General features: G+C 39.9%; 17 protein-coding genes. 7 read left to right on the forward strand and 10 right to left on the reverse strand.

Annotation, left to right across the window (positions count from 1 at the left end):
- Positions 1 to 438: 438 nt before the first annotated feature.
- From FBQ94_RS15750 to kaiC, 8 genes are all read right to left on the reverse strand, one after another.
- The gene (locus tag FBQ94_RS15750) at positions 439 to 1998 is read right to left on the reverse strand and encodes a sensor histidine kinase (RefSeq protein ID WP_007222758.1); all 1560 of its coding nucleotides are present in this window, start codon (positions 1996 to 1998) and stop codon (positions 439 to 441) included.
- 224 nt (positions 1999 to 2222) lie between these two features.
- Positions 2223 to 4901, reverse strand: a complete 2679-nt coding sequence (locus tag FBQ94_RS15755) for a diguanylate cyclase domain-containing protein (protein WP_007222757.1) — start codon at positions 4899 to 4901, stop codon at positions 2223 to 2225.
- Between the two features lie 141 nt (positions 4902 to 5042).
- Positions 5043 to 6200, reverse strand: coding sequence for a porin (locus tag FBQ94_RS15760; RefSeq protein WP_007222756.1), 1158 nt, complete (start codon positions 6198 to 6200; stop codon positions 5043 to 5045).
- Positions 6201 to 6300: 100 nt separating this feature from the next.
- Positions 6301 to 6933 (reverse strand): hypothetical protein, encoded by a 633-nt coding sequence (locus FBQ94_RS15765; RefSeq protein WP_007222755.1) that lies wholly within the window; start codon positions 6931 to 6933, stop codon positions 6301 to 6303.
- Between the two features lie 319 nt (positions 6934 to 7252).
- A complete protein-coding gene (locus FBQ94_RS15770) occupies positions 7253 to 9610 on the reverse strand; it encodes a PAS domain-containing protein (protein ID WP_285442252.1) in 2358 nt (785 codons plus the stop codon).
- Positions 9611 to 9615: 5 nt separating this feature from the next.
- The gene (locus FBQ94_RS15775) at positions 9616 to 10110 is read right to left on the reverse strand and encodes a circadian clock KaiB family protein (protein ID WP_285442253.1); all 495 of its coding nucleotides are present in this window, start codon (positions 10108 to 10110) and stop codon (positions 9616 to 9618) included.
- Between the two features lie 839 nt (positions 10111 to 10949).
- The gene (kaiB, locus tag FBQ94_RS15780; protein ID WP_007222750.1) at positions 10950 to 11315 is read right to left on the reverse strand and encodes a circadian clock protein KaiB; all 366 of its coding nucleotides are present in this window, start codon (positions 11313 to 11315) and stop codon (positions 10950 to 10952) included.
- On the reverse strand, positions 11312 to 13045 hold the full coding sequence (kaiC, locus tag FBQ94_RS15785) for a circadian clock protein KaiC (RefSeq protein ID WP_007222749.1): 1734 nt from the start codon (positions 13043 to 13045) through the stop codon (positions 11312 to 11314). Before kaiC ends, kaiB begins: the two co-directional genes overlap by 4 nt.
- A gap of 415 nt (positions 13046 to 13460) precedes the next feature.
- Between kaiC and FBQ94_RS15790 the strand changes: the two genes are divergently transcribed.
- The 7 genes from FBQ94_RS15790 to FBQ94_RS15820 all read left to right on the forward strand — a co-directional run bounded on the left by FBQ94_RS15790 (position 13461) and on the right by FBQ94_RS15820 (position 22332).
- Positions 13461 to 14750, forward strand: a complete 1290-nt coding sequence (locus FBQ94_RS15790) for a tetratricopeptide repeat protein (protein ID WP_007222748.1) — start codon at positions 13461 to 13463, stop codon at positions 14748 to 14750.
- Between the two features lie 13 nt (positions 14751 to 14763).
- Entirely contained in the window at positions 14764 to 14994 is a 231-nt protein-coding gene (locus FBQ94_RS15795) for a hypothetical protein (RefSeq protein WP_285442254.1), read from the forward strand.
- 3 nt (positions 14995 to 14997) lie between these two features.
- Entirely contained in the window at positions 14998 to 15423 is a 426-nt protein-coding gene (locus tag FBQ94_RS15800) for a putative phage head morphogenesis protein (protein WP_007222746.1), read from the forward strand.
- Positions 15424 to 15624: 201 nt separating this feature from the next.
- A complete protein-coding gene (gene cutA, locus FBQ94_RS15805) occupies positions 15625 to 15948 on the forward strand; it encodes a divalent-cation tolerance protein CutA (RefSeq protein ID WP_040544799.1) in 324 nt (107 codons plus the stop codon).
- A 566-nt stretch (positions 15949 to 16514) separates the two neighbouring features.
- Complete coding sequence (locus FBQ94_RS15810) at positions 16515 to 19961, forward strand: DUF4175 family protein (RefSeq protein ID WP_007222744.1); 3447 nt, start codon at positions 16515 to 16517, stop codon at positions 19959 to 19961.
- 171 nt (positions 19962 to 20132) lie between these two features.
- Positions 20133 to 21722 (forward strand): tetratricopeptide repeat protein, encoded by a 1590-nt coding sequence (locus FBQ94_RS15815; RefSeq protein WP_007222743.1) that lies wholly within the window; start codon positions 20133 to 20135, stop codon positions 21720 to 21722.
- Positions 21723 to 21780: 58 nt separating this feature from the next.
- The gene (locus tag FBQ94_RS15820) at positions 21781 to 22332 is read left to right on the forward strand and encodes a Uma2 family endonuclease (protein WP_007222742.1); all 552 of its coding nucleotides are present in this window, start codon (positions 21781 to 21783) and stop codon (positions 22330 to 22332) included.
- 207 nt (positions 22333 to 22539) lie between these two features.
- Here the strand turns inward: FBQ94_RS15820 and clpX are convergent, their stop codons facing one another.
- Positions 22540 to 23787, reverse strand: a complete 1248-nt coding sequence (clpX, locus tag FBQ94_RS15825) for an ATP-dependent Clp protease ATP-binding subunit ClpX (RefSeq protein WP_007222741.1) — start codon at positions 23785 to 23787, stop codon at positions 22540 to 22542.
- A gap of 429 nt (positions 23788 to 24216) precedes the next feature.
- On the reverse strand, positions 24217 to 25698 hold the full coding sequence (locus FBQ94_RS15830) for an RNA polymerase sigma factor RpoD/SigA (RefSeq protein WP_007222740.1): 1482 nt from the start codon (positions 25696 to 25698) through the stop codon (positions 24217 to 24219).
- Positions 25699 to 26339 lie beyond the last annotated feature (641 nt).

Consider the following 26339-nt stretch of genomic DNA (forward strand, 5'->3'; position numbering starts at 1 on the left):
AAGCCTTTATGATATTTAATATCACAAAAGGTTATTGCCTGTTCAAGGCTTTTTAACCTCCTTGGAAGGACGCTGCTTTTTCATATTACCATTGCGAGGATCTTTTCTGAAGCAATCTCTTCTGGAACATGCAAAGGATTGCTTCGGACAATGCCCTCGCAATGACATGTTTAAGGATTCCATCATGTTCCCTACATTCGCATACAACCAAAGACCAACTTTCGCTACATTCTGCTCGGTTTCATCTGTTGGATGCTATAGCTTGGGCTTTAAAAGACAAAATCCAACGGCTTTTTCCCCACTCCTCAATCCTCTCCCAAGAGGGGACTTCTCCAATTCCCCTCTTGAGAGGGGGTAGGGGTATGTTCATGGCATAACGAAAAACGTTGAATTTCCTATACATTCCATGAGATTGTAAGCCAGGATATACCATAATTCTCATGAATTTATCTCTACCTCTATCGCTAACGGTAACACTATGGTAAACGTAGCGCCTTTGCCGGGGCCTTCACTGAACACCTCAATTCTGCCGTTGTGGACATCTATAATACCATAACATATGGCAAGTCCAAGTCCGGTGCCTTTTCCTGTTGGTTTTGTAGTAAAGAACGGATCGAATATCTTATCGAGATGTTCCCGTTTAATCCCCATGCCGGAATCTTTGAAAGTTATTTGTATAAATGTCTGTTTTCGGCAGGTAGATATAAAGATACTACCGCTTTCTTCGGTCGCATGAAGTGAATTGATAAGCAAATTCAGAAAGACCTGTTTCAACTGCTGCGGATCTCCAATGATATTACAGGGTTCCTCAGAAAGATGGAGTTGTATCTTCTGGCATTTTGACTGAGGTTGATGCTGAACAATGGAAAGAGCCTCGTGAATAATACGATGAACATTAATTTTTTCAAATTTTGGTTCCGAATGTCTGGAGAAATTCAGGAGATTTGAGATGATAGATTTACACCGGTAGGTTTCATCACAGATGATCTTCAGGTATTCAGGGAATACCTCAAAATCCCCACTCAAATTTTGCCTGTTACGATTCGGAATGGCTATAAACCGTTCAATTAAGCCTTCAGCACAACTTGCTACTGAGGCGAGTGGGTTATTAATTTCATGGGCTAGTCCGGTAACCAGGGTGCCAATACTTGCCAATTTTTCAGATTGTATTAACTTACGCTGGGTATCCTGTAATTTTTTATATGCTTCACGGATTTCAAATGTCCGTTCCTCGACTTTCTGTTCCAGGGTATTTCGTGCATCGATCAACTGCTTTGCCCTCGCATGAATAATTCTTGCTGCCTTGAGAACGATGAGAAAGAGAATGAGAAATAAAACACCCATTGCTGAACTTGTCATAATAATTGCTTTTTTCCGTGCTTTGATCATTTGTTTTTTCAATCCCGACATATCCTGATATATCTCTAATACTCCCACCTGACGGCCTTTTTTATATCCATTCTCTTCCAGTTCGTAGAAAGGATAATAGCTTTCCAGCAAGGTTTCAACGACATGGGAGCCTTTTGAATCCGTTGCGCCTGCCAGGCGTAGCGCGGATGCATGAATACCGTGAATGGCGGAATCGAGATTTTTATTATTGCCCTGGTCAAGGGTAAATCCGATATGTTCGGGCACTGTACTATAAATGATATGACCTTCCAGATCGTATAAATACAGCTTTTTTATGTTTAACCCATATAAATTTTCCCGAACGATTTTGTCGAGTTTCCTGAATTGCTTGTGATTCTTTTCCAGATCAACGTACTTGTCGAGCTTAAGGGTTGGATGAAGAAAATCTTTATAAATCTCATAGTTGAGATGCGTGATAAAATACCGCGCATATTCCTCACTTCGTTTCATCAGCTCCTGACTCTCCATACGCGGGAATATCCAGCCTACCGCCAGGCTGAGCAGGGTAATAACCACAAAACTGGTGATTGTATAGTACAGGATTAAGTTAAACTTTTCCGGGTGTAGAATTTTTTGGAATTTTGGCATGGTTTACATGGTTCTCTGTTTTTTGATTTTCTTTGATTCTATCAGCAACCTTAGAGGATTCAAGATAATTCAGGTCTTATGTATCTATAGTTATTCTACTATATTTTTTATGATTAAGCACGATATACCTGACATTCGGGAATGACAAATGGAGAATAGAAATGGCAGAAAAACATCTGGGGATGATACTCTGCATGGAAAAATAATCCCTGTTCAAGGTACTATTACATATCGGTATTCAAATCAGACTTATAGAAGCGATATTTGTTTTTGCCGTATTCCTTCGAGAGGTACATGGCAATATCGGCATGTTTGATCAGACCTTCTGTATCACTGGCATCCTGTGGGTAGAGGCTAATGCCAATACTGGCGCTCGTGTATATCTTATGGCCGTTGAATTGAAAAGGTTGATATAAGGTACGCAGAATTTTTTGTGCGATCAGGGCAGCATCCTGTATCTGCATAAGCTCGTTGAGGATGATCATAAATTCATCGCCACCCATGCGGGCGATCGTATCGCTTTTCCGTACACACTGCATTAATCGTTCTGCAACAGCTTTTAGGAGCAAATCTCCTGTATGATGGCCAAGGGAATCATTAATGATCTTGAAATTATCCAGGTCAAGGATCATAATAGCTACGGCCCGTGCATTTTGCTTTGCATGAAGTATAGCTACTTCTAAACGGTTTTGAAATAATATGCGGTTCGGTAAACTCGTAAGGGCATCGTGGTATGCCATATAGTTGATAATAGCTTCTGATTGTTTCCGTGCTATTGCGTTTCCTATAATTTCTGCTGTAATGCGAAGCAGGTTCAAATCATCCTCATTCCATGTGCCGGTAGCTATCGTATTGTCAAAACCGATAAACCCTGCCAGTTTCTTTTCAGCATATACCGGCAGGGCTAACAGTGATTTGACACCTTGTTTTTCCAGGATTTCTTTTTCTGCGGCAGCTTCAGGAGGCATCTGTGAGACATCGGTAATATGAATGGTATTACCGGCATACATATTTTCTTTCCACCAGGGAAACATCGGGACAGGGATATTTTGAAGATTCTGAATTTCAGGCTGAACCCCATGATTGCACCACTCATGGGTGTTGTCAACAATGCTACCATTGTCCCGTAACTGGAAAAGATACGCCCTGCTGGCTCCACTGAGCTGCCCAGCATCGGCTAATGCAATATCAATAGCATTGTTTAAGTCTGAAAGAATAACAAATCGTGTAGAAATACTTGCTATAGTCTTTTCAAAGTCTATTCTGCGCCTGAGAGATTCTTCGGCTTGCTTTTTTTCGGTAAACTGACCGATCTGTTCTCCGATGGAGGCCATCATGAGAATCAGATTTTTATCAGGTTGCCATATCTTTTGACTAAAAAACTCCATAACGCCAAGCACCTCTTTTCCACAAAGAATGGGAAAACCAAAAGCAGCATGCAAGTTTTCTTTGGCTGCAATGTGTGACCGGGGAAAATCTGCATCAAAAACAATATCTGCAATCCAGCAAGGTTTACCGCTGATATAGACGCGGCCAGGTAACCCGATACTGGGGGAAAAGACCGTGCGTCGATTGATCGCTACAAATTCTTCAGCTATTATTGAAGGCTTATGCCAGATATCAGTACACCGGAGCATGTTGGTTCTCTTCTCTACGGTCCACCATATACCCAAATCCCATTTCTGGCTTTCACATACCGTTTGAATAATTTTTAGAGTTGCTTCATGAAGAGTAACGGATTCTGCCAGTATACGCGTTACAGCATACTGAATACTCATGCGTTGTTCAATTTCCTTGCGTTCAGTAACATCTCTCGCTATACCAATAGTCCCGATAACAACCCCTTTCTCATCCATTAAAGGAAAATTTTTATATTCACATACTATTCCCGTATCTTTAAAAGTAAGCTCAAATTGCAGGTTTTCCCCATTCAATGTTCTTGCGCGGATAGCCTTTGCTTTGTTCAGGTTTTCTTCATCAAACAGGGGTTCGAATGATTTTCCTATGAATTCTTCAGGCTTCCGATTTGTGAATTTTTCAAATATCTTATTCAGAAATAGAATGATACCTTTGGGGTCACAAATATACGCAAGATCTCTTATCTTAGAAAATAGTATTTCATATTTTCTCAATTCTTCTTCCACCCTTTTCCATTTGGTGATATCATGAATCAGAACAAGGACAGCTTTTTTCCCGTTAAAGAATATCTGATTTCTTGTGATTTCTACGTCAATAGATGCTCCATCTTTTCGCCGGTGTCTCCCTATACCGGTACCGTTTGAACAAAGTTCCGAAGAAATACGCTCTCTTGCCAGGTGATCGAGTAAGGTGGAAATATGTTCGGTGATACAAATATCTTGCATGGTCATACGGAGAAATTCTTCACGGGAATAGCCGTAATGATGAATTGTGGCATTATTTACGGCCAGAAAAGAGAGTGTTTCCTGATCAGAAATCCACATAGGATATGGATTATTTTCGAACAAAAGCTGATAGTACGTTTCGTTTTCCCGTTGTGCTTCACCATACACCCTCGATAATTGAGCCTTTTTCATGCTTTCGTGTATTGCTTCAGGCAGGCGGTTTATATGTTCCCTGAGGATGAAATCGGTTAAACCTAATTTCATTTCCGCTATGGCAATTTTCTCATCCGTTGTATTGGCAACTATTATCACGGGGAGAGAAGGAAATTGTTTTTTTAGTGTTGTAAGGATGCTCGGCCCATCTGTCCAGCCAGAATAATAACCCATAATCGCTACATCGAAATTGCTTTGGGTAGTTGCCTCGTTGAAATCCTTTTGATGGATTGCATTTATAAAGCAGGAGTCATAGAAATTCTTTTGCAATATTTGCGTGAATAGTTCCCGGTCTGTAGAACTACCCGGTAAGATCAGAAATCTCATAACCTATCTCCAAATAGTATCGTTACTTTTCTATCGAGATATAAAAGACCAGAAAAATCGTTATGAATTTACAATATTTGTTTGTTTATGTAAAGATTAAATTGGCATAGCATTTGTTTGGTTTCAGGTTGAGGTAAAATACTACCATCTGACTATGGCTTGAATAAATGATTTTCCGTGAATTCCTTCTCCGGGTTCATTCTCAACCTCATACTCAAATTTAAATTCTACATGTTCTATGGGAGAGTAATTCATACCGATGGCAATACGGTCTGCTTCATTCCCATCGGTAATATTCCTGTTAGGGTCTACAGAGTCGAACCGGAAGACACCCTCCAAATATCTGAGATAGTTTACATGGAACGGGTATTTATAGGATGTTTGGAGATAGTAACCGTTTCGATGGAAATCTCCGCCATCGACTGATTCTTGTTCTACATGACTGGTAATATATTCACCCCGCATTTCCCAATTACCTCTTCTGAATTGAATATCTGCCCCTAAAAAATCAATAGCTAACCGGTTATCCTCATCGTACTTTCCCTGTGAATAGGATACACCTATTTCCAGCCCCGTCAGAAATTCGTACCCTAGTCTGCCGCCAATGGCCTTATTGCTATTATTATCCCAGAGTTGTTGTGTGTCCTTTGGGTCCGGCCCTTCGAGGCCGTTTGTTACGGCTATTTCATATTTCAGTTTTGTATTGTAAAACAAAGGAACAGTACCATATAACATTCCCCCGATATCAGAATATGTCCCGGGTATAATTCTGATAGAGGGAAAGGGGCGATCCACCAATTTATTTAAAGGGGCGGATTCTACAAATCTCTCTATACCGAAGGGATATTTGAACTTTCCTACCCGGACTATCAGGAATTTACTCATAATCTCATAATCAAATTCAAATTTTTCTAACTCATATTTTTCAAAACCCTGTTTTATTTCAATCTCGGAATCAAATGATAACTTCCTGGAGATCTGTTTGCCCAGCCAAAGGGTGAGTTCATTTTCTTCCAAAAACCGGGAAGAGGGTTGCTGGGAATCATCATCACGGCCATGAATGGGCGTAGTAACTGCAAAAAATCCATGGAAATGGAATTTTTTCCAGTCCTCTTCGGCCGCCGGAGAAATGGATTCAACATGAAAATAATAATCTTCTGGTGAAATAACCGGTTGTTCTTCCGGCGTGCCACCTGATTCAGATTTATCGGTTGCAGATATATCAACATGATCTTCTGCAGGGCACATACAGGATAAGAAAAAGATTGCTATGCATAATGCAAGAAGCTTACATCTCATGTAATTGCTGAAAATAAGATCAGATTCCTGGTATCATTATTTGCACTTTTATAGGAATGTAATTATTCATAGAGAAAGACTAAAGCATGAAGTTCCATGATTAGTAAGGGTCTATACCTGTCTCAAAATAAGGGAATGCCTGCAGCAGGAAATCCTCTATTTCTTTCGCTAGTATTTCAAAATTCTTTACGTTGGGTTTTACTGTGCCCGCGCCGAGAAATCCCATACTACCGAGCGTATTGCGTGCATCTGCAAACCGGTAGTGGATACTCTCATGCAACTTAGTCTTATGCCGGATATCATAGTCTCTTACATTTCCTGCAAGCAAAGTGCTATAATACTCTTCCGCCAATCTTAATCGTACCTTGGAACGGACAAAAATTTCTAATCTTTCCTGGCGATTATAATAAAATTTTTCACGGATAGCTAAAAAGATAAGATTAGCCATATGATTTACCATAATCTGAAAATCTCTCTGCTGTATGGCATGTTCAATCCGGGGCTTAAGGTCTATTTTAAATACCTTATGGATATCTGCAATACGATCACTGATGCTGTTGACTTCCGCCGTAACCTTTGACCAGTTGGCTTGTCTTCCGTAAAAAATAATAGCCCGAAATGCCTGAATGAGGGGGTCTTCTTCTCTGGCGTATCCATATCCGTGAGCGCTATGTTGGCTCAGAATTGATAGACTGAGGAGGAGAATGAAACAAATAGAAGCGGTTTTTCTCATGTTTTTAGAGATAAAGGGTTAACCAGACTGTATTATCTATAACATAAACACAAAAAAAGTCAATAATTGCCTGTTGAGAAAGAAGGTATTGTTTTTATATACCTGACATTCGGGAGGTTTTCTTTTAAGCTGAGCAGTAGAACTATTTTTTAACGGTGGATAGGTTGCCATGTCAAAGGCGGAATAATCTCTGAGTCCTTTTCAGAAGAAATACCCGTTGCATACAACATCCCCAGGTTGTTTTCTCTCTTGGTTCCTTCTGTCATTCCCGAACGTCTTTATCGGGAATCCGGCATCATTTTGAGTAACTCTGTTTTATCTACTTCTCTGTTTCTGTCTTTTGGCAATTTTCGTGAGACTGGGATATTGCTGGTAGTATGATTGTAACTTTGGTAAATTCTCCCTCTTTACTATCAATGGTAATTTTACCACGATAGTTACTGATAATGTTGTGGCTCACATTTAAGCCTAATCCCGTTCCTTTACCAGTAGGTTTTGTGGTGAAAAATGGTTCCATTATTTTGTCTTTTATCCTGGCAGGTATACCGATGCCTTGATCGTAAAACATCATCTTCACATAGGGGCGATCATCGATCGTTACTTCTTCACCCGAAATCTCAAGGGTTTTATTATCATTTGCCTCCGGATATTTTTGGTTCAGGGCATACCGTGCATTATTGATGACATTTAAAAAGACTTGCTGAATCAAATGTGGATGTACCGCTATTGCAGGCAGATTGTGTGGAATATCCAGCTTTATCCTGATACCCTCTTTGCGTAAATATGCCTCCGTCAGAATAAGTGTTTCGTAGAGGATTTCACGAATGCTAACCACGCTCTTTTTTTCACGGGTGTCCCTTCTGGCAAAGGAAAGGAGGCTGTGGACTATGTTGGCTATACGATTACCTTCTTTGATAATTCGTCTGGCGAGATCTTTTTCTCTGCTTTCCTCTTTGCTTTTGTTAAACAGTATTTGGGCACAGTTGATAATGCCGGTTATAGGGTTATTGATTTCATGGCCCACACCGGCTGCCAATTCTCCCAATGCTGCAAGATGCCGCGAGCGTTCAGCCTCTCTCTGCAAAGTTATCTTTTCGGTAATGTCGAGGAATGCACCCAGGATACCAAGGACATTACCGTTCTCGTCCTTTATGGGAGTTCTCACCGTGCGAATAATTAACTTTTTCCCATCTTTGACATACTCCTCTTCTGTATCCTCTGTCTGTCCTGATTCTATAACGCTTGTATCCGCTTCCCGGTATGCATTGGCAAGTCCTTTGGGATAGAGGTCGTAATCTGTCTTTCCCATGATCTCATTTGGGCTGATATGTAAGTCCCTGGCTAAATTTTCATTGCAGGATACATAGATCAGATTTTTGTCTTTATAAAATATCCTTTGGGGAAGGCTCTCAAAGAGTAATTGATACTTGTTTTCACTTATACGTGATGCTTCCTCGGCACGCTTGCGGTCACTTATGTCAATTCCTAACTCGAGGGTAAGAGGGGAACCGTCAATATCGGTAAATGGATAATTATATACCTGATAAATTTTTCCGTCCGGTGAAGTCCATTCCCAGGTTGTTCTGTTTTTCGTTTTAAGATTTTGGGAGGCAGGGCAATTTTCACATGGCTTTCTGCCTCGTTGGGTTATTTTGTAGCATGGCTTTCCATCGGGTTTCCCAAAGATCTCACAAAAATAGCGGTTTGCATAACGGATGGAATAGTCAGGCGCCTGGAGAAAAACATAACCAGGAAGTTCGTTCAGGAGGGAAAAGAACCGCTTCTGGTCAATCTCAAGGGCCTTCTCAGCCTTTTTACGTGCCGTTATATCGGTGAGATTAATTACACAACCCAGATTTTTATTTTGAACGCTGGTAAGCGGCCCGGCATTTAAAATAAGATTAAGAGTCCGTCCGCCTTCACACAATTCTACCTCTCTATTTTTGAGTGTTTGCCCCTGCAGGGCGGTAGAAATGGAAAAGGCTTGTATCTGATTGCCGTCTTTTCCGTTTCCATAGGTAAGGGGAAATACCGTATCGAATGGTTGCAGGTAGAGCTTTTTACCGCATAATGCCTGAGCTGCTGGATTTACCCGCGTGATAAGGCCATGTTCATTACAAACAATAATGGATTCTGCTGCCTGATCCAGGATCGTGCCAGAAAATGCTTCTGCCTCTAGTATGCCCGTTAAATCAGTTATAACCATACTCACATTAGGCTTATCATCAATTAAGAACGAATTTAACGAAAGGTATACCGGCACATAGGTATTCTCACTGCTTATAAGTGTAAATCTCTCTTTCGAACCTTTCTTTAAGCCTTTTTCCAGGAGTTGAGAAAAGGATTTGATGTCTTTTTCCAATATGAGATCATAAAATGAGCGGCTTATTATCTTTTCCAGAGGGAGTTTTAGCATTTCTGCGATACGTTTATTTGCATAGAGAATGGTGCCATCAGGGGTAAGGGTTACAGCCCCTTCGTTTATACTTTCTACAATAACGCGATACGGATGTTCTGCACTCGTTAAAGAGTAAACCTGCTCTCCCTTAGGCCCACTAACAACGATAGCATCCACATCGCCGCTTCTTATGGCGCGCAGAGCCTCCTCTGCCTCATTGAGCCGGGTTTGAAGCTCCTCCACCTCTTGTATGAGTTCAGATTTTGTTTTATGTTCCATGTCCATTATGCTTTCAACCCTTTACTTTTGCTCTTCCCTTCCTTCCTTCCTTCCTTCCTTCCTTCCTTCCTTCCTTCCTTCCTTCCTTCCTTCCTTCCTTCCTTCCTTCCTTCCTTCCTTCCTTCCTTCCTTCCTTCTCCCTTTCTATCGTTCTCTCTTTCTTTCCGTGGTTTTATATCAAGCGCTATGAGGATACTGTCCATATTTGACATATCCCCGATTAATTTTTTCAAAGGAAGTGGTAGTTTCTTGATAAGTGTAGGGGCCGCTATCACGTGTTCATCCAGCAAGGATTTAGGTTGCTGGTAAATATCCATGACCTCCAGCTCGTAACGCCCTTTCAGATATTTTTCACAAAAATTTTTTATATTCATTATGGCTTTTGACGATTTCTTTGAGGTGCCCGCCACGTAAAGCCTGAAGGAGAAATGTTCATGCAAAGATTCCTGGAGGATCTTTGCAAAGTCCTTTATGGCTTTTTCTAAGTTCTGATTTGCCATATGCTTTCCTTTCAAATATAATTTTTTTGCTAACTTGTAGCTACTCAAAAGAAGGATGGATTATCGCGCAATTTTCCCTACCAGGTATGGAGCAATCTTTGCAGGGCGTCTTTGCGAAAGCGGAGGATGTGAATACACACACGTTATTATTTATCTGGATTCCATAAAGGTTTATTTTTTGAAAAATCAGAGAAGGAATTCAATTCTTATTACACCATTTCACACCTTATTTGAATAATTCTATGTGTTCAATGTTCTCGATTCCGTAAGTATTTGCTAGCGGGTGTTCGTTCAAAAGCCATAGGTCATACAGAGAACTCAAGAAGCTATTCTTATCTGCACTTGTGTAGGTATGACAATTGATAATTATACAAGGTCTCTCCAGTATTGCCATGAAAAAAATCTTTAAAATCTTAAAGCCCGGCCTGTCCAAAAAGATAGTATTATGCCCCATTGCGAAGGAGAAGCAACTGAAGCATCGTAATCCCCCTTTAGGAAAGGAGGAGATGTGGAAGTATTTTAGAAAAGGGAAAAATGGTGAATGCTTGAGAAAAGGGGAATTTCACTATTTCCTCCTTTTCTCAAGGGGGATCAGGGGGATTACTTCTCCTTTGTTTTGCCCTGAGCTTCGTTTGGCGCGCTAACTATTAGAGTCTATCCGAAAACCTCTTTTGAAACACATTCTTTCTGTAGCTTATAGGGGTTTTCGGATAGGCTCTTAGCCTTTTTGGACAGCCTCGAAACGGTTGGCATGGTTATTTATGAGGACATGAGCTTAAATCCTCTTGATGAGTTCGACCGTATGGTTTAATCGAAGACGATTGAACCGGCTAAGTGAATTAACTATAGGGGAGAAGGTCGAGCCCTACAAGGACTCGTTCCGTATCCGATAGATCTCCCAGTATCTTTTTTAAAGGAGGCGGAAGCCTTCTTACCAGAGTTGGAATGGCCAGTATCTGATCTCCCTTAGCAAGTTTCGGGTTCTTCAAAAGGTCTATCACCTCGATGTGATATTTGCCTTTCAGGTGCTCATCGCATATTTTCTTCAGGTTCATTAAAGCCGTGAGGGATTTTGGAGTTTGTCCTGCTACATATAATCGCAGATTCCAGGCATCATTCCCTTTTTTTACCTTTTTGCTTGTTCCGGAAGCTATTTTTTTCTTTATCGTCTTTTTGCCGGTAATCTTTCCTTTGCGCTCTTTCATTCTTTTTTCCCTTTCTGATTTAGCGGTACAGCCTCAATATCCCCTTTCCTCATCTTTAATAATTGCTTGCGGTCTCTGAGAAATATGTCCTCACGTGTTTTTTCCTGTTCGATTGCCATCTTGAGTTCCTCTTCCTCTGTCTGAAATTGAGCGTGAAGGGCTGCAATTTGTGATTCGACAAGTTCCCGTTTCCGTTCAAGATCGCGCTGTTTTCTCTCGATTTCCTGCTTGCGGAGTAAGGCGTTGGCTCTATCCCTGGCCTCCTGGTTTAATCTTGATGAACCCATAAAGACCTGGCCTTCACCGATATAAACATCCTGGAGTTTTATTCCCTCAGGTGTCAACAGGAACTCTCGTACCTGGTTTGAGTGCGCCATACCGCGAGATTTTAAGATGTACATGCCGCGATTGCGTTCTCCATTCATTTCTATATCCTGAAGGAGAATCCATGTATCCACCAGGGAAGAGATCCCGATCTCGGTTTCTTCTGGGGTACCCTGATGAGAGAGATTTGTCATAAGTATGGTTATTCTTTTTTCCTTCAAGAAATCAATAAGGCGAGTCAGCATTGACTTAACCTCTTTTGCGCCCCCTATAGTGATCAGATTTGTGATGGGGTCAAATATAACGACGTCCGGATTAAAAGCCTGTATCACATCATGGATTTTTACCAGATGCATCTCGATCCCGTAAAATGTAGGGCGGGTAGCATGAAATTGCAATAGTCCCTTGTTAACCCATTGCCCGAGATTTAATCCTATAGAGTGCATATTTCGTATTATTTGATTTTCTGATTCCTCAAATGCCAGATAGAGACATTTTTGACCGTTTTTACTTACAGAATTTGCGAAATGAGCTGCGATACTTGTCTTTCCGGTTCCAGCCGTTCCGGAGACGAGGATACTGCTGCCGGCATAATAGCCCCTGCCTTCGAGCATAACATCCAGGCGTTCTATGCCCGTTGAGATTCTCTCGCTCGTTACTGTGTGTTTCAGCTCAAGTGAGGTTATAGGGAGAACGGAGATTCCGGTCCTGTCAATAAGAAAGGGGTATTCATTTGTTCCATGCGATGACCCCCGGTATTTTACTATGCGTAGTCGTCTGGTAGCTACTTGCTCTATAACGATATGTTCAAGCAGGACAACGCAATCAGAAACGTATTCCTCAAGCCCATAACGTGTAAGCGATCTATCGCCTCTTTCAGCGGTAATTACCGCAGTGACTCCTTTTTCCTTGAGCCATCGGAATAACCTTCTGAGTTCCGCCCTGAGTATGGCCTCATTCGGCAGGTTTGCAAAAAGTGATTCCAGGGTATCGAGCACGACCCTTTTTGCTCCTATGGAATCTATCAAATAGCCAAGTCGTACAAATAACCCTTCGAGGTCGTATTCACCCGTTACTTCAATCTCGCTCCGGTCGATATAAATATAATCAAGAATGATCTTTTTCCGTGCAGAAAGCTCTTCCAGGTGAAAGCCCAATGATGATACGTTCTGCGTAAGCTCTTCTGAATTCTCCTCAAAAGCGACGAAAATACCTGGTTCATGAAACATGGTTGCGCCTCTTACGAGAAATTCCATTGCGAAGAGGGTTTTACCGCATCCAGGTCCTCCACAGATAAGTGTGGGACGCCCTTTCGGTACTCCACCTTCGGTAATCTCGTCAAACCCCTGAATTCCTGTAGGGCTTTTTTCCAATTTGGAAGTCAAGTGCTTTTTTGTTTTTACCAATTTTTCTTCCTTTCGTTTTTATGAATTTTACTAGGTAAAAAGAAATTTTTGAGAAATTTTTGAAATAGTGTATAGTTTTGAGTCTTTTCTCGCAATTTTCTCAGATGGGAATGCATTGCGAAAAAGAGCGAGAGTAGTAGGATTGTTTCGTTTGTCGAGTATAATATCTTTTTTAAATGAAGTACAGAAGAATTCATTCGTTGTATTTAAAGTACCACGGGTTTTATCATTGACTTTGCTGCGGATTCCCTATAAAGTAATAATGCATATTTGTAGAGATACATCTCTTTAAAGATACACAGTTTTTCATTTTTCTTCATAAAATATCATGATACAATTGAATACCGTAAAAAGAAGTTTTTATAATTATGACCAGGGGATTTTCAAAATGGTTAATGTGAAAGGATACCTATACATGAAAAGAGCGTTTGTAAGTATCTGTATTTTTCTGAGCTTCCTTGGTTGTGCCTCAGCGGATAAAAAAAATCATGTCAGCGAAGGTGACAAATATCAATTAGCGATGGAGTTTAATAATTTCGGCGCAAGTTATGTGAATAAGGATATGATCGATGAGGCAATTGTTCAATTCCAAAGGTCTCTTGTGGTTAAACCAGATTTTGCAGAAGCGCATAACAATTTAGGTGTGGCGTATTGCAGGAAGAAGATGTTTGATGAGGCGATTGCTGAATTTAAACTGGCAATCAGGTGCAATCCTGAGTATTCAAAGGCGCATGATAATCTGGGGTTCGCATACAGGAATAAGAATATGTTCGATGAGGCAATAGCGGAGCATACTGTGGCGATAAAAATAAATCCTACAGATATGGAAGCCAAGAGAAATTTGGAGTTAGCCAGTGAAGAGAAAAGAGTATATGAAAAGACCCAGGCATACCAAATAGCGAGCAAAGAAATTTCTGCGGGAAATATTTCTGCATATGGTCAGTATACCAGAGGATTTTTGGATGAGGCCATAACGTCTTTTAAAAAAGTCATTCATGAAAACCCCAATGACATGATGGCTCCGAGCTATCTTGGTCATACGTATGCGATGAAAGGAATGCTGGATGAGGCTATACGGGTATATAAGGAGGTTCTTGCAAAAGATCCTTTCAATATTTCAGTCCGGCTTGGTCTTGCCGAGGCATATCGTGGGAAGGGGTTCTGTGATGAGGCAATTTTGGAATATGAAAATATCGTAAAGACCAATCCAAATAACACCCACGCCCTTTATAAGCTCGGTGAGGTTTATGCCGATAAAGGCTTGTTCGACAAGGCTACGGTTCTGTACAATAAAGCAATTGTATCCAATCCGGATTTTCCGGAGGCATACAATAAACTGGGCGTACTCTATTTCCAACAAGGTCTCTATGATGATGCGATTTCTACATGGAAGAAACTGTCGGAATTAAACCCTGCATCGGCAAAAACCCATTTTAATCTGGGATTGGCATATGCGAGTAAAAATATGGTAGATGACGCTATCGATGAATTCAGGAAAACGGTTACCGATTCTGAAAATAAAGATGCCCATTATAATTTGGCATATGTTTATGAGCAGAAAGGTATGCTGGATGAAGCGGTTTTTGAATATAAAAGGGCCATGGATGTAAATTCGAATAAGCAAAGGGAAAGTGATTTAGAAATAGTAAGGAAAAAAAAGGAATCTGAAAAGGTAATTGTTACCTTTGATAAACATGATAGTTGAGAGATCAATAACCATGAGACAAAAATTGAAGACGGTTATCATCATGAGTATGGCAGTCTTTATCTTTATCATCGCTATTTATACCTTTCGGCGCGTTACGCATGCGTTTGAACAGATACAAGGGATTGAGCTGGTATGGAAATGTTTTGCGATATGGATTAGAAGTATTATCTTAACGCAAACAGTACTGGTAATGGGAGGGTTGTTTTTGTTTATGTTAAGAAATCCTAAAGGTACTGTATAATACATGACGCGTTTTATTATTTTTTTTATCATTGTCTGTGTCATATATTATCTCATAAAAAATAGTTTAAAAGGCAGGACAACGAGAACTATCCATCAGGATCGCAGAAGAACATATAAAGAGGCAGAGGTAGCTGATATGCAGCTGAAAGAAATTGCCTATGTCTTCTATTTAGCAGTTAAAGACGGTGGTACCTGCGATGTGTGTATGACATTAGACGGGCGATACCTGCTGCCCAATCATAAGATGCTGCATACGATAAAACCCCCGCATGCAGGTTGTAAAAGCGCTCATGGATGCCGGTGTACGTTAGTGTATGTGACACGTGATGAAGAGGGGGGAAGAGAGATAGAATCCTGTTTAAAAAGACATGGCGGTATGTGCGATAAACAGACGGTCGAGAGAGAACTGAGCAGAGGTAATGCGTAAACTATGGCAGAGAAGGATCTTGTGTTTGCTCTGATTAAGTGCATAGGAATTTCAATTCTGTAGGGCACCCTTTAGGGTTGCTATCCCGTGTGTATGTATTCAGGCGAGGGATGCAAGGCTGAAGCCTTGGCCTGCATCGATACATATCGACCCTGCATTATTTTGAGTAGTTACGATAATGTTGAGGTAATTTGGAACGGTATGTCAAAAGTCATTATAATTTTTTCGACAGCAAAATCACTGGAAGAGGCGAGAAGGATTGGCAACGTCCTTGTAGAAGAAGGCCACATTGCCTGTTGTAACATTGTTCAGCCGGTTGAATCTATCTTTAAGTGGAAAGGTAAGTTGTGTGCTGAGCATGAAGTGTTAATGATATTGAAAACAAAAGACGACAAATTTGATATCGTAGAGAAACGTATCAGACAAATACACAGCTACGAAGTTCCAGAAATTATTGCTATACCTCTTAGCCATGTCTCAAAGAATTATCTTGATTGGGTAGTACAAGAAACCGGGATCAGCTAGTAAACCCTGCATACATCCCTTCTCCTCTGCACTTCAGTGCGATTCAGGTTGCAGATCTAAAACTTCAGATGGAAGCTATCATTCTAATCCCCTCTAATCCCCCTTTAGAAAGGGAGGAAAGAAGGATAAGTTTAGAGAAGAGGGAACGGGGTTTCCTGCTTTTCTAAAGGGAGACTTCTTTTTTCCCGCTTTTCTAAAACATGTACCATTTCCCCCTTTTTTAAAGGGGGACCAAGGGGGATTACGGATGATTTGCTATTTTTCACCGTTTCCATATTTTAGCTTGATTGTATAGGAATTTTCATTGTATGTAAGCGGGTTTCAGGGTGGCACGGACAAACGGAGTTTGTCCGTGATTGCTTCAAATGCCAACGTGGATAGGGAATATACCACACTGACAAACAGAGTTTGTCAGTGCCACCCTTGGCTAAACGATAACTTGATGCATATGGGGTGAAGGCTACCCCCGGGTTTTAAATCTGTGCTATGAAAATAAGAAAATTTTGTTTGACAAATGCACACTCAAGGCATAACCTTAAATTTGTGTATGAAAAGGGGGTAATATCATGTCTTCGGGTATAATCAAATTTATAAAAAAATTATTTCTAAAATACAAACAAACCCTTACGGATTTTGTTGATTTTATTATCTTTCTCAGCTCCAGAGATACTAAGTCACAGGATAGCTATAACACCATAAGATTATCTTTACGGGCGGTTTGTAAAAAGGCTATGATAAGCAGAGTATCAGGAGGAGCAGCTCTTCTGCTTTCTGCATGCCTGTTTATCATCATGGTAGGCGCAATCGGTATCTACGCCCTTTTATGGTTCCCCTACGGGATTTTTATTTTTTATATGGGGAGTCTTTTTATACTATCCTTTGTTTTTTTAAGGGTGCTGCTGCTTCCCCTGCTTTCCTTATTCAGTAAAGAGAAAATTGCGCTTCTGATAGAAGAAAGGTATCCTTCTTTAAATAATACCCTCATAAGTTCGATTCAATTGACCAGGGATACATCACGGAAGAATGCGGTGAAATACTCCGGGCAAATGATCTCTCTGCTTGTGGATAACACGGCAAATCAGCTAAGGTCTTTGGATATTAACCGTGTGATTAGTAAAGGTTTTCCGCGATTTTGCTATGCAGTTCTTATTGTTTCTGCGCTTGCTTTCGGTACGATGTATGTATTCAACCGCTCATACCTGAATAAAAATATACCACTTCTTTTTAGCTACCTTGGCAGTGGAAGAGATATTGATGAGAAAGGACCCGTTGTGTATTCATGTCCCGTTATTGGAGATATTACCATAGTTTATCGATATCCTCTGTACTCAGAATTGCAGTCAAAAACTCTTTACAACACCAGTGGTGAAATCAAAGCGTTAAAGGGGAGTGAGGTGCAGATTAGCGCAACCAGTGATCGGCCTGTAGCATCTGCAGGGATTGTTGTTAATGATTCAACGAGAATTCCCCTGGTGATAGAAAATGGTAAAACCATGAGAGGTACTTTATCATTGTTTGAAAGCGGGACATATGTTTTTGAGACTACTGACTCAACCGGCAGGATTTTTAAAGATACGGCTTCTCATACCATACAACTGGAATCAGATCAGTACCCTGAAGTGTCTATCAGTTCTCCCGGAAAAGATATTACGGTTAATGAAAAAGATACGGTAGATATCAGGTACACAGCTAAAGATGATTTCGGCATAGATGAAATTACCCTTGTATTTGAGCAGGAAAACGAAAGGAAGCCAAAAACACTCAACAGTTTTCGCAGGAAACAAAATCAGTATAGTGGGGCTTACGTATGGTCGCTTAGCGAATTGGGTCTGCGGCCGGACGATAAGATTGCATACCATGTAGAAGTAAAGGATAATGATACGATATCAGGCCCAAAAGTTAGCAATTCCAAAATATATTATTTAGAGATATATAGTTCTAAAAAGAAGCATCAGGAACTTATTCAACTGCAGGAAGCATTATTGCAGGAAATGCTGCATATGTTATCCGATGATTTAACGAAGAGAGTCGATGATGAAAAGTGCTCATCGAAAGATTATTTAGCGATGATACAGGAAGGTATCCAGGAACAGGCGAGGAAAATCATAGGGTTGTTTACCGAAGTTTTAGTAAGGATGCAAGACGATACTATGGCAAATTACAGTGTATATTATTCTCTCGAAAACCTCAAAAATAAGTTCCGGAATGTTACTGATAAAAAGCAGACCGCTATTTTTCAGTCAATACGGGAAGTAGTCGAAAATCAAATGCCTGTTTCCTTGCTGAAGGAATTGCAGAAAGTTCAGGATGAAGAAGTGGCGGAGGTTGAACAGGGTATTCTCTTTTTGAACGAGATGATAGAAAAGCAAAAGCTTGAGGATGTTGTAGACACGGGAAAGAATCTTATTCAATCTCAAAACAATATTGAAAAACTGCTTGATACACTACGTAAGGGAGAGGATGCAAAACTCAATGAGAAGGTATTGTCAGAACTGAAGCGAATTGAGGAAACTATTCAGCAAATGATGGAGAAGCTTATGAAGATGGCGCAGGGGGAGCATATGGATGAATTCTTTAATGCAGATGCCCTCAAAAAAATTGAGCAGAACGATCTTATGAAAGAAATGGATGCTATGAAAGATGCGTTCAATAAGGGAGACCTGAATGCAGCCCTCCAAGCTGCGCAAAAACTCCTTTCCAGTATTCAGGAAATGATGAATCAGATGAAGTCTTCCGCGCAAAATTTTGCAGATTCATCCTATAATGATATGCTGAAGGAGACTAGTCAATTATCAGATAAAATATCCGAATTAGAAAGTAAGGAAAGAGAGCTTACGGAAAATACTGATACCTTGAAGAAAGATATCCAGAAACGCGCATCAGAATCGATGAACGAGACCTTTCCTTCATTTTTTGAAAAACAGGAAAAGAGATTGGGCATGATTAAAAAAGACCTCATGGAAACCAAAGATATCCTGGCTAAAAACACCTTGTTGCAGGAATATCTGCGGGTAAATCGCGACTTGAAGCGTATGTCAGAGGAAAGAGATGCGATGGCAAGCCGGTTAAGCGAACTATTTGGCAGTGATGATGATATTGATCAATTCCAGGAGGAATCTGAAAAATTATCCGAACTATTTGGACAAAATGCCGAGCTGAACAGGGAAATTAACAAAGATCCGTTGCTGAGGAATTTTCTTTCGCTGTCCCGGGAACTGCCGCAAACAGATGAAACAATTTCCCATTTAGAAGAGATGCTAAAGGGGTGGGATGCAAAGGAATCATTGAATCTGGCAAAGGAATTATCGCAAAATTTGAATCAGTGGAATAATCGTACGCAAAATATCCTGAGGCAAAAAGTTACCCAGAAAGAGGATATACCAAAGAAAGATCTTGAGGTATCCCAGAAGGTTAACGACGCTGCCAACCTGAACCAGCAAATCGTTAACGATCTTGAATCTATGATACAAACGCTTGAAGAACAGCAGCTTTCCGGTTTGACGGAAGAAGACCAGAATACCTTAGAAAAATATGCCAGGGAACAGCAGGAACTTCAGGAAGAGACGGAAGAGCTTAGAGAAAAGGCGGATAAACTTTCTCAGCAAAATCCATTTATGGATGAGAATGCAGACAAACAGCTTGATATGGCATCGAAATCCATGGGACAGGCAAAGGAAAAGTTGGAAAAGCATGATGCCCAGGGTTCTGTTATTGATGAAAGAGAATCGCTGTACCGCCTTGCCGAGGCGAAGAAAGGTATGGAGATGGCAAAGGAACGTATTTCAAAGGGAATGATGGGGGCCGGTTTGCCTATGCCAATGCCAAGACCTTTCCGTGGCCGAATGGAAGAAGGCCAGTTTGGCGCTTCTACAGAAAAAGTTGAAATACCTTCGGAAGAAGCATACAAGGTACCAAAAGAGTTTCGGCAAGATATTCTGGATGCATTAAAAGAAGGGTTACCAGAAAAATATAAAGATCTCAATAGAGATTATTATCAGCGATTGGTTGATTAATATTCAATAGGTCTGATTGGAAGCCGAATGCCTCATTATTACATAAAATATAGTATAGAAAATTCAATTCTGTAAGGCGGCAACCCTTTAGGGTTGCTATCCTATATGCACGTATTCAGGTAAGGGAAGCAAGGCTGAAGCCTTGCCCTACTCTTTATGAAGAGATAAAAGATGAAAAAAATATGTATTACCATTGTATCTATCGCAGTAGTTCTTATATTATTTGAGTTTAAGGCTATTGCTCAGGGGGAAAAATTTTTTGATGTTATTGATGAAATAAACTACGGAGAGGAATGTTTACAGACATGGCAAATTGGGGAAGCAGCAACTGTTGTCAGTAATCTGCTTTCGGTTGCTCCGGAAAACCCCTATGTGCGCTTTTTTGCGGGTGAAGTACGATTCTATGAGGGGAATTACCAGGAGGCGTTATCATTTTTAAAGGATGCATTACAAGAACCTGAGATTGCTCAAAGAGGCCGGGCGTTTTATGATCTTGTAGATAAGATTTATCAAACAACGAGCAAGTTCAAAGAAATTAAAACCGAGCACTTCTTATTTCGATATAACGAAGACAAGGACGCTATACTCGCTGACTATGCTTTAGAAACCCTTGAAAAGGCTTATCATGCTATTGGCAATGATCTCGGGTACTTCCCAAAGGAGCCAATTCTCGTTGAAGTATTTCCTGATGCAGAAAGTTTTTGTGCTATTTCAACCCTTACCAAAGAAGAGATAGAAACCTCCGGCACCGTAGCGATTTGCTTATTTAACCGTGTAATTATCACAAGTCCGCGTCTCCAGCCGAGAGGATATCAATGGCTTGATACCCTAACCCATGAGTACGTACACTATGTAATCATGAAAAAGACTTATAATCGTGTGCCTATTTGGCTTCATGAGGGTATTGCCAAATATGAAGAAGAACGCTGGTTTGAGGGTGTATCACCCAAGCTTCCCGTTTCTTTGGAAAGTTTACTGGCCGAAGCGGTAGAAAAAGATTATTTTATTACCTTCAGGCAAATGCACCCTTCCCTTGCAAAATTGAAAAAGAAAGAGGATACAGCCCTTGCTTTTGCTGAAGTATTTACCGTAATTGATTATCTGTTCAATCGTGGTGGCTATCCTTTATTAACAACAATTCTGGATAGTATTAAAGAGGGAAAATCAACGGAAGATGCAATACTATCGGCAATAGGAGTTCCATTTGATGAATTTGAAAAAAATTGGCTGCAAGATTTAAAGCAAAAGAAGTTCCGGAGGGTTCATGGTATTCAAGTGCTTCCTACAAGGCTTAAGGAATCATCATCATTGGTAGATGATATAGAGAGCGTTGCCGAAATAGAGGTAAAAGATGCCAGGAGATTTGCTATCCTTGGCGATCTCTTACGCCGGGAGGGATTACATAGTGCGGCAATTGTAGAGTATGAGAAGGCATTCAGGAAGGCTAACAATATATCACCGCAAATTCAGAATAAATTAGCCATGTCTTATATAATGGATACCCAATATACGAAGGCTGAAGAAATCTTAAAGGTTGCCCTTGAATATTATCCGGAGTATTCTACTACCTATATTTCACTTGGTGAACTTTATCAACGCAAAGGTGAGTACGATGCCGCTGTAAAAATTTTGTCACAAGCAAATAGTATTAATCCGTTTAACCCTATTATTCATAAAAATCTTGCATCTCTCTACAACAAGCTTAAGAGAAAAGGGGATGCTGAAATTGAATTAAAAAGACTTATGCTGGTAACGAAATAAGAATGGTGTAAGAATAGGAAAATTTTTAAAAATTTTGCATTTCCCAGAGGAATCTTTTATGGCACAAACCACTATTGAAAAGAAAAGATATACCTATGAGGATTATCTTAAAACATCTGATGATACGAGATATGAACTTATTGAAGGGGTATTGCTCATGACACCTTCACCAACCCCAAAACATCAATCGGTTTCAAGAGAGCTTGAATTTGAGTTATTGAGGTTTGTCAGGGCAAACAATCTGGGAGAAATCTTTGATGCTCCGTGTGATGTTTATTTTGATAACAGCAATGTCGTTCAGCCCGATATTTTATTTATTTCAAAAGACAGATTAAATATTATAGGTGAAAAAAATATTCAGGGGGCACCCGATCTTGTTGTTGAGATAATTTCAGAAAATACCGCTCACAGGGATCTGGTACAGAAGAAGAACTTGTATGCGAAGTTTGGTGTTAAAGAATTTTGGATTGTGTATCCTACAGAAGAGTTAATTGAAGTTTATACCCTGAAAGACAACAACTTCATACTCTGTAATACGTACTACAAAGGTGATATTTTCAAATCCCCTTATTTCAAGGGGTTAAATATAGAGCTAAAAAAGATATTCTGATCATATCTTCTTTCTTATTGGTTCAGTCGTCCTCGATTGAACTGCCATAGCTTGATTGTATAAGAATTTTCATTGTATGTAAGCGGTTTTCAGGGTGGCACAGACAAACGATCCCTACAGGGACATGGTTTGTTCGTGTTGTGTTTAACGTGTCATTGCAAGGGTATTGTCTGAAGCAATCTCTTGATTCTGAGTGTAAATGACCATCTATGCAGTCTTTCTATATTTTTGTGCCATCAGGGGTGTTTCACCACGAACAACGGCAGGTGTGACAAGAAATGAGACATTTTCCTTATGGGAAGGCAAATGATACATGGCATCGAGCATAAAACTCTCAAATACTGACCGTAAGGCCCTTGCGCCTGTCTGCTTTTCAAATGCCTTTTTGCTGACCTCTAATAATGCCTCATGAGAAAATTCTAGTTTTGCTTGCTCCATCTCAAAGAATTTTTGATATTGCCTTACCAGGGCATTTTTGGGCTCTGTCATGATCTTGATAAGATCATCTTGTGTAAGTGGCATTAAAGGGGCGAGGATTGGTAGTCGGCCTACGAACTCAACAATCATTCCGTAATTAATAATATCTTCAACTTCTATCTTATTCAGGAGGTTACTAAGGGGTTCATCTTTATTATCATTATCAATACTCCTGGCATTAAACCCAATGTTTCTTTTTCCGATTCTTCTTCTGATAATCTCTTCTATACCGGTAAAAGTGCCACCACAAATAAAGAGAATATCTTTTGTGTCCATTTGGATGTACTGCTGTTCCGGATGCTTTCTTCCCCCTTGAGGAGGTACATTAGCCACAGTACCTTCCAGCATTTTTAATAATGCCTGTTGAACTCCTTCACCAGAGACGTCTCTTGTGATGGATGGGTTAGGACTTTTTCTGGCAACCTTATCAATTTCATCTATGTAGATAATTCCCTGTTGAGCTCGCTGGAGGTTAAAATCTGCATTTCTTAATAATGCCAATAATACATTCTCTACATCCTCCCCTACATAGCCAGCCTCAGTAAGTGTTGTTGCGTCTGCGATTGCAAAGGGCACGTCAAGTATCTTAGCAAGGGTACGAGCTAAAAGTGTCTTGCCGGAACCAGTAGGCCCTATAAGCAATATATTACTCTTTTCTAATTCAACTCCTTCGTTGCTGGAACTTGTGATCAAACGTTTATAGTGATTATAAACAGCAACGGCAAGTGTCTTTTTTGCTTTTTCCTGGCCTATAATATACTCGTCTAATATTCCATTTATTTGTGTAGGAGTAGGTATTTTCCCCAGAGGCTTAATAGGAACATGTTTCTGGTCTTTTTTAAGAAGTATATGGCAAGCCTCAACACATTCATTACAAATGAAAATATTAGTATTGCCTTGAATTAAACGGCTTACTGACTCATAGTTCCTGCCACAAAACGAGCAACCCATTTTATTTGTATTGGCTTTTTTTGCCATAATATTTATACCTCATAAAAATGAAATACCAATGAATACCTTTCAGGTGTAAGCTAATGTTAACAGACGATTTAATAAGATGCAAATCTTTTTTTAACAATTGTTTTTGGAAAAAACTTCTCAATCGATTTTGGTATGGTATCGTGCAAATATTTATCAGCATAAATACTATTTTATTGAACCCAGGATTTGTTATTGGTAAAATATAATACTTATTTTATACTTTATCTTATAGTAAACTGTTAAGAGGATTGATATGGCAAATGGTTTTGCTGGTAAAAAAAAGCATAGATTAAACAGAAAAAAATATCTTCTGAAACGACGGCGAAGGAAACATGAGAAGGTTAAGTAGTATCATTTCATTTGAGATATGAGAAGATAGAGAGGCTTCATATAAAATGAAGCCTCTATCAAAGGTAAGACATCTCTCTAATTTGCCATAGCCCCTTCGAGGAACCCTTCTAATTTCCTGCTTCGTAGTGGGTGTTGAAGTTTACGAATAGCGATGGCTTCGATTTGGCGAATTCGCTCCCTTGTTATATTAAACCTCTTCCCGATTTCTTCCAGGGTGTGTGTATAGCCATCACCGATACCAAAACGCAGCTTAATCACTTCGCGTTCCCGGTGACTTAAGGTATTAAGGACCTTTTCTAACTGCTCCTTAAGCAAAGATTGGTGAGCCAAAAAGACCGGCGATTCCGTCTTTTTGTCCTGGATAAAATCCTCAAACATTGTTTCACCATCATTCCCAATAGGATTTTCTAGTGAGATAGGTCTCGATGCAATTCGAAATACCCTGAAAACTTCTGCAAGAGGAATGTTTGCTTCTTTTGCAATGCTTTCTAACTTAGGCTTTCTGTCAAGATTCCAATGGGTGTTCTTTAACACCTGCGTTGTTTTGTTAATTACTTCTGTCATATGCACAGGGATTCGTACTGTCCTTGCTTTATCGTCTATTGCCCTGATAATCGCTTGCTTAATCCACCAGGTAGCATACGTGCTAAATTTGAAGCCCATACGGTAATCGTATTTATCGATAGCTCTCATAAGACCCGTATTTCCTTCCTGGATAAGATCATGAAAGGCAAGACCGCGTTTCCGGTATTTTTTTGCGATACTTACCACTAACCTTAAATTGCCCTCAGAGAATCTTTTCCTGGCAGATTCATATGCATGGTAAATGGAATGAATCATATGAATAGCCTTCTCTATTTCTTCAACAGGAATTATTAAAAGTGTTTTTATTTCATCAATACTGTACAGAAGCTTTTTGTAAGATTCTTTCTTACGATGCGAACCCCTTGATTGTTCTTCAAATCTTACCAGTTCAGACAAGACATCTAATAGTTGTCTCATAACGGGCAATATTGTTTCTGTACGAATATGCATAGCCTCTAATTCTCTGGTTGCTTTTCTTTTCCTGGCTGCTATATTCCTGAGAGTTCTGGTTTTTACGTATCCCGGAACGGTTCCTTTGTTAATCTTTTCATAGTCTCTCCGATTTGCTTCAATTATTTCTCTGATTTTTCCGGTAACTGTGCAGATTTGTTCAACCCTCTCGTTTTTACTTTGATCTTTTGTTACCGTTGTATCGATAAATTGAACAAGGTCCGATTCGCTTTCTACTTCCTCCAGAATATGTAAGTATTTTTCCAGGGCATAATCAAAATTCAGCACCCTTCTGTGAAGTAACCGGCTTATAACCTTTATCTTCTTTGCCAGATGGAATTCTTCTTCACGGGATAATAAGGGCAAATGGGACATCTCTTTCAGATAGAGACGAACGGGGTCATAGTCCTTGTATTTTACCTTTTCCTCAAGGCTTTCCCCATCATTAAAATCATCTTCACCAATAAAATTCTCAGGATTTATATCGGGAAGATAGCTAATTTTATATTCAAATTTGTCCATGTTTGGGTTTTCCTACTTTGAATTAAGATTTATAAAATATGTTAATTCCGCTATTTATAACATATTTTTTTAAAAAATTGTTGCACAAAATATGTATTTTGAAAATAGATCATAAGTGCTTGAATTTTCAGATTTTAATGATAAAATATTTACCCATATTTATGGGTTTTGCTCATAAAAATCTTTGGTTTATAGAAGAAAAAAATTAAAAAGGGGAATTACTTATTTCCTTCAAAAACCAGAGTATGATAAAAAATTTTCAGAATATGATAATTTCTGTAGTTGTCAAAATCTAATTTAACGTTAAGGAATTTCAATTCTGTAGGGCAACCCTTTAGGGTTGCTATCTTCCCCGTGTATGTATTTGACGGGTGCGGTAAGGCATATGCATCAAGCTAAGAATAATGTTCCATGAAAAAGGAGGCTATCCCCCTGGAGAAAGAGCAATGTGTGTCCAATATTCCCCTCTAATCCCCCCTAACCCCCCTTTAAAAAAGGGGGGAAAGAAGTATAAGTTTAGAAAAGGGAGGAAAGGATGATTATTCGAGTGTCTTGCAAGGGGGGCAGAAAAAGATCCGTGTGGAGAATCCGTAGGATAATTTTCAAAAAGCCGGAGACCCGGAATCCGGACAGGAAGATAT

The sequence above is a fragment of the Candidatus Jettenia sp. AMX1 genome, from assembly GCF_030263775.1.
In the GTDB taxonomy this organism is placed as follows: Bacteria; Planctomycetota; Brocadiia; order Brocadiales; family Brocadiaceae; genus Jettenia; species Jettenia caeni.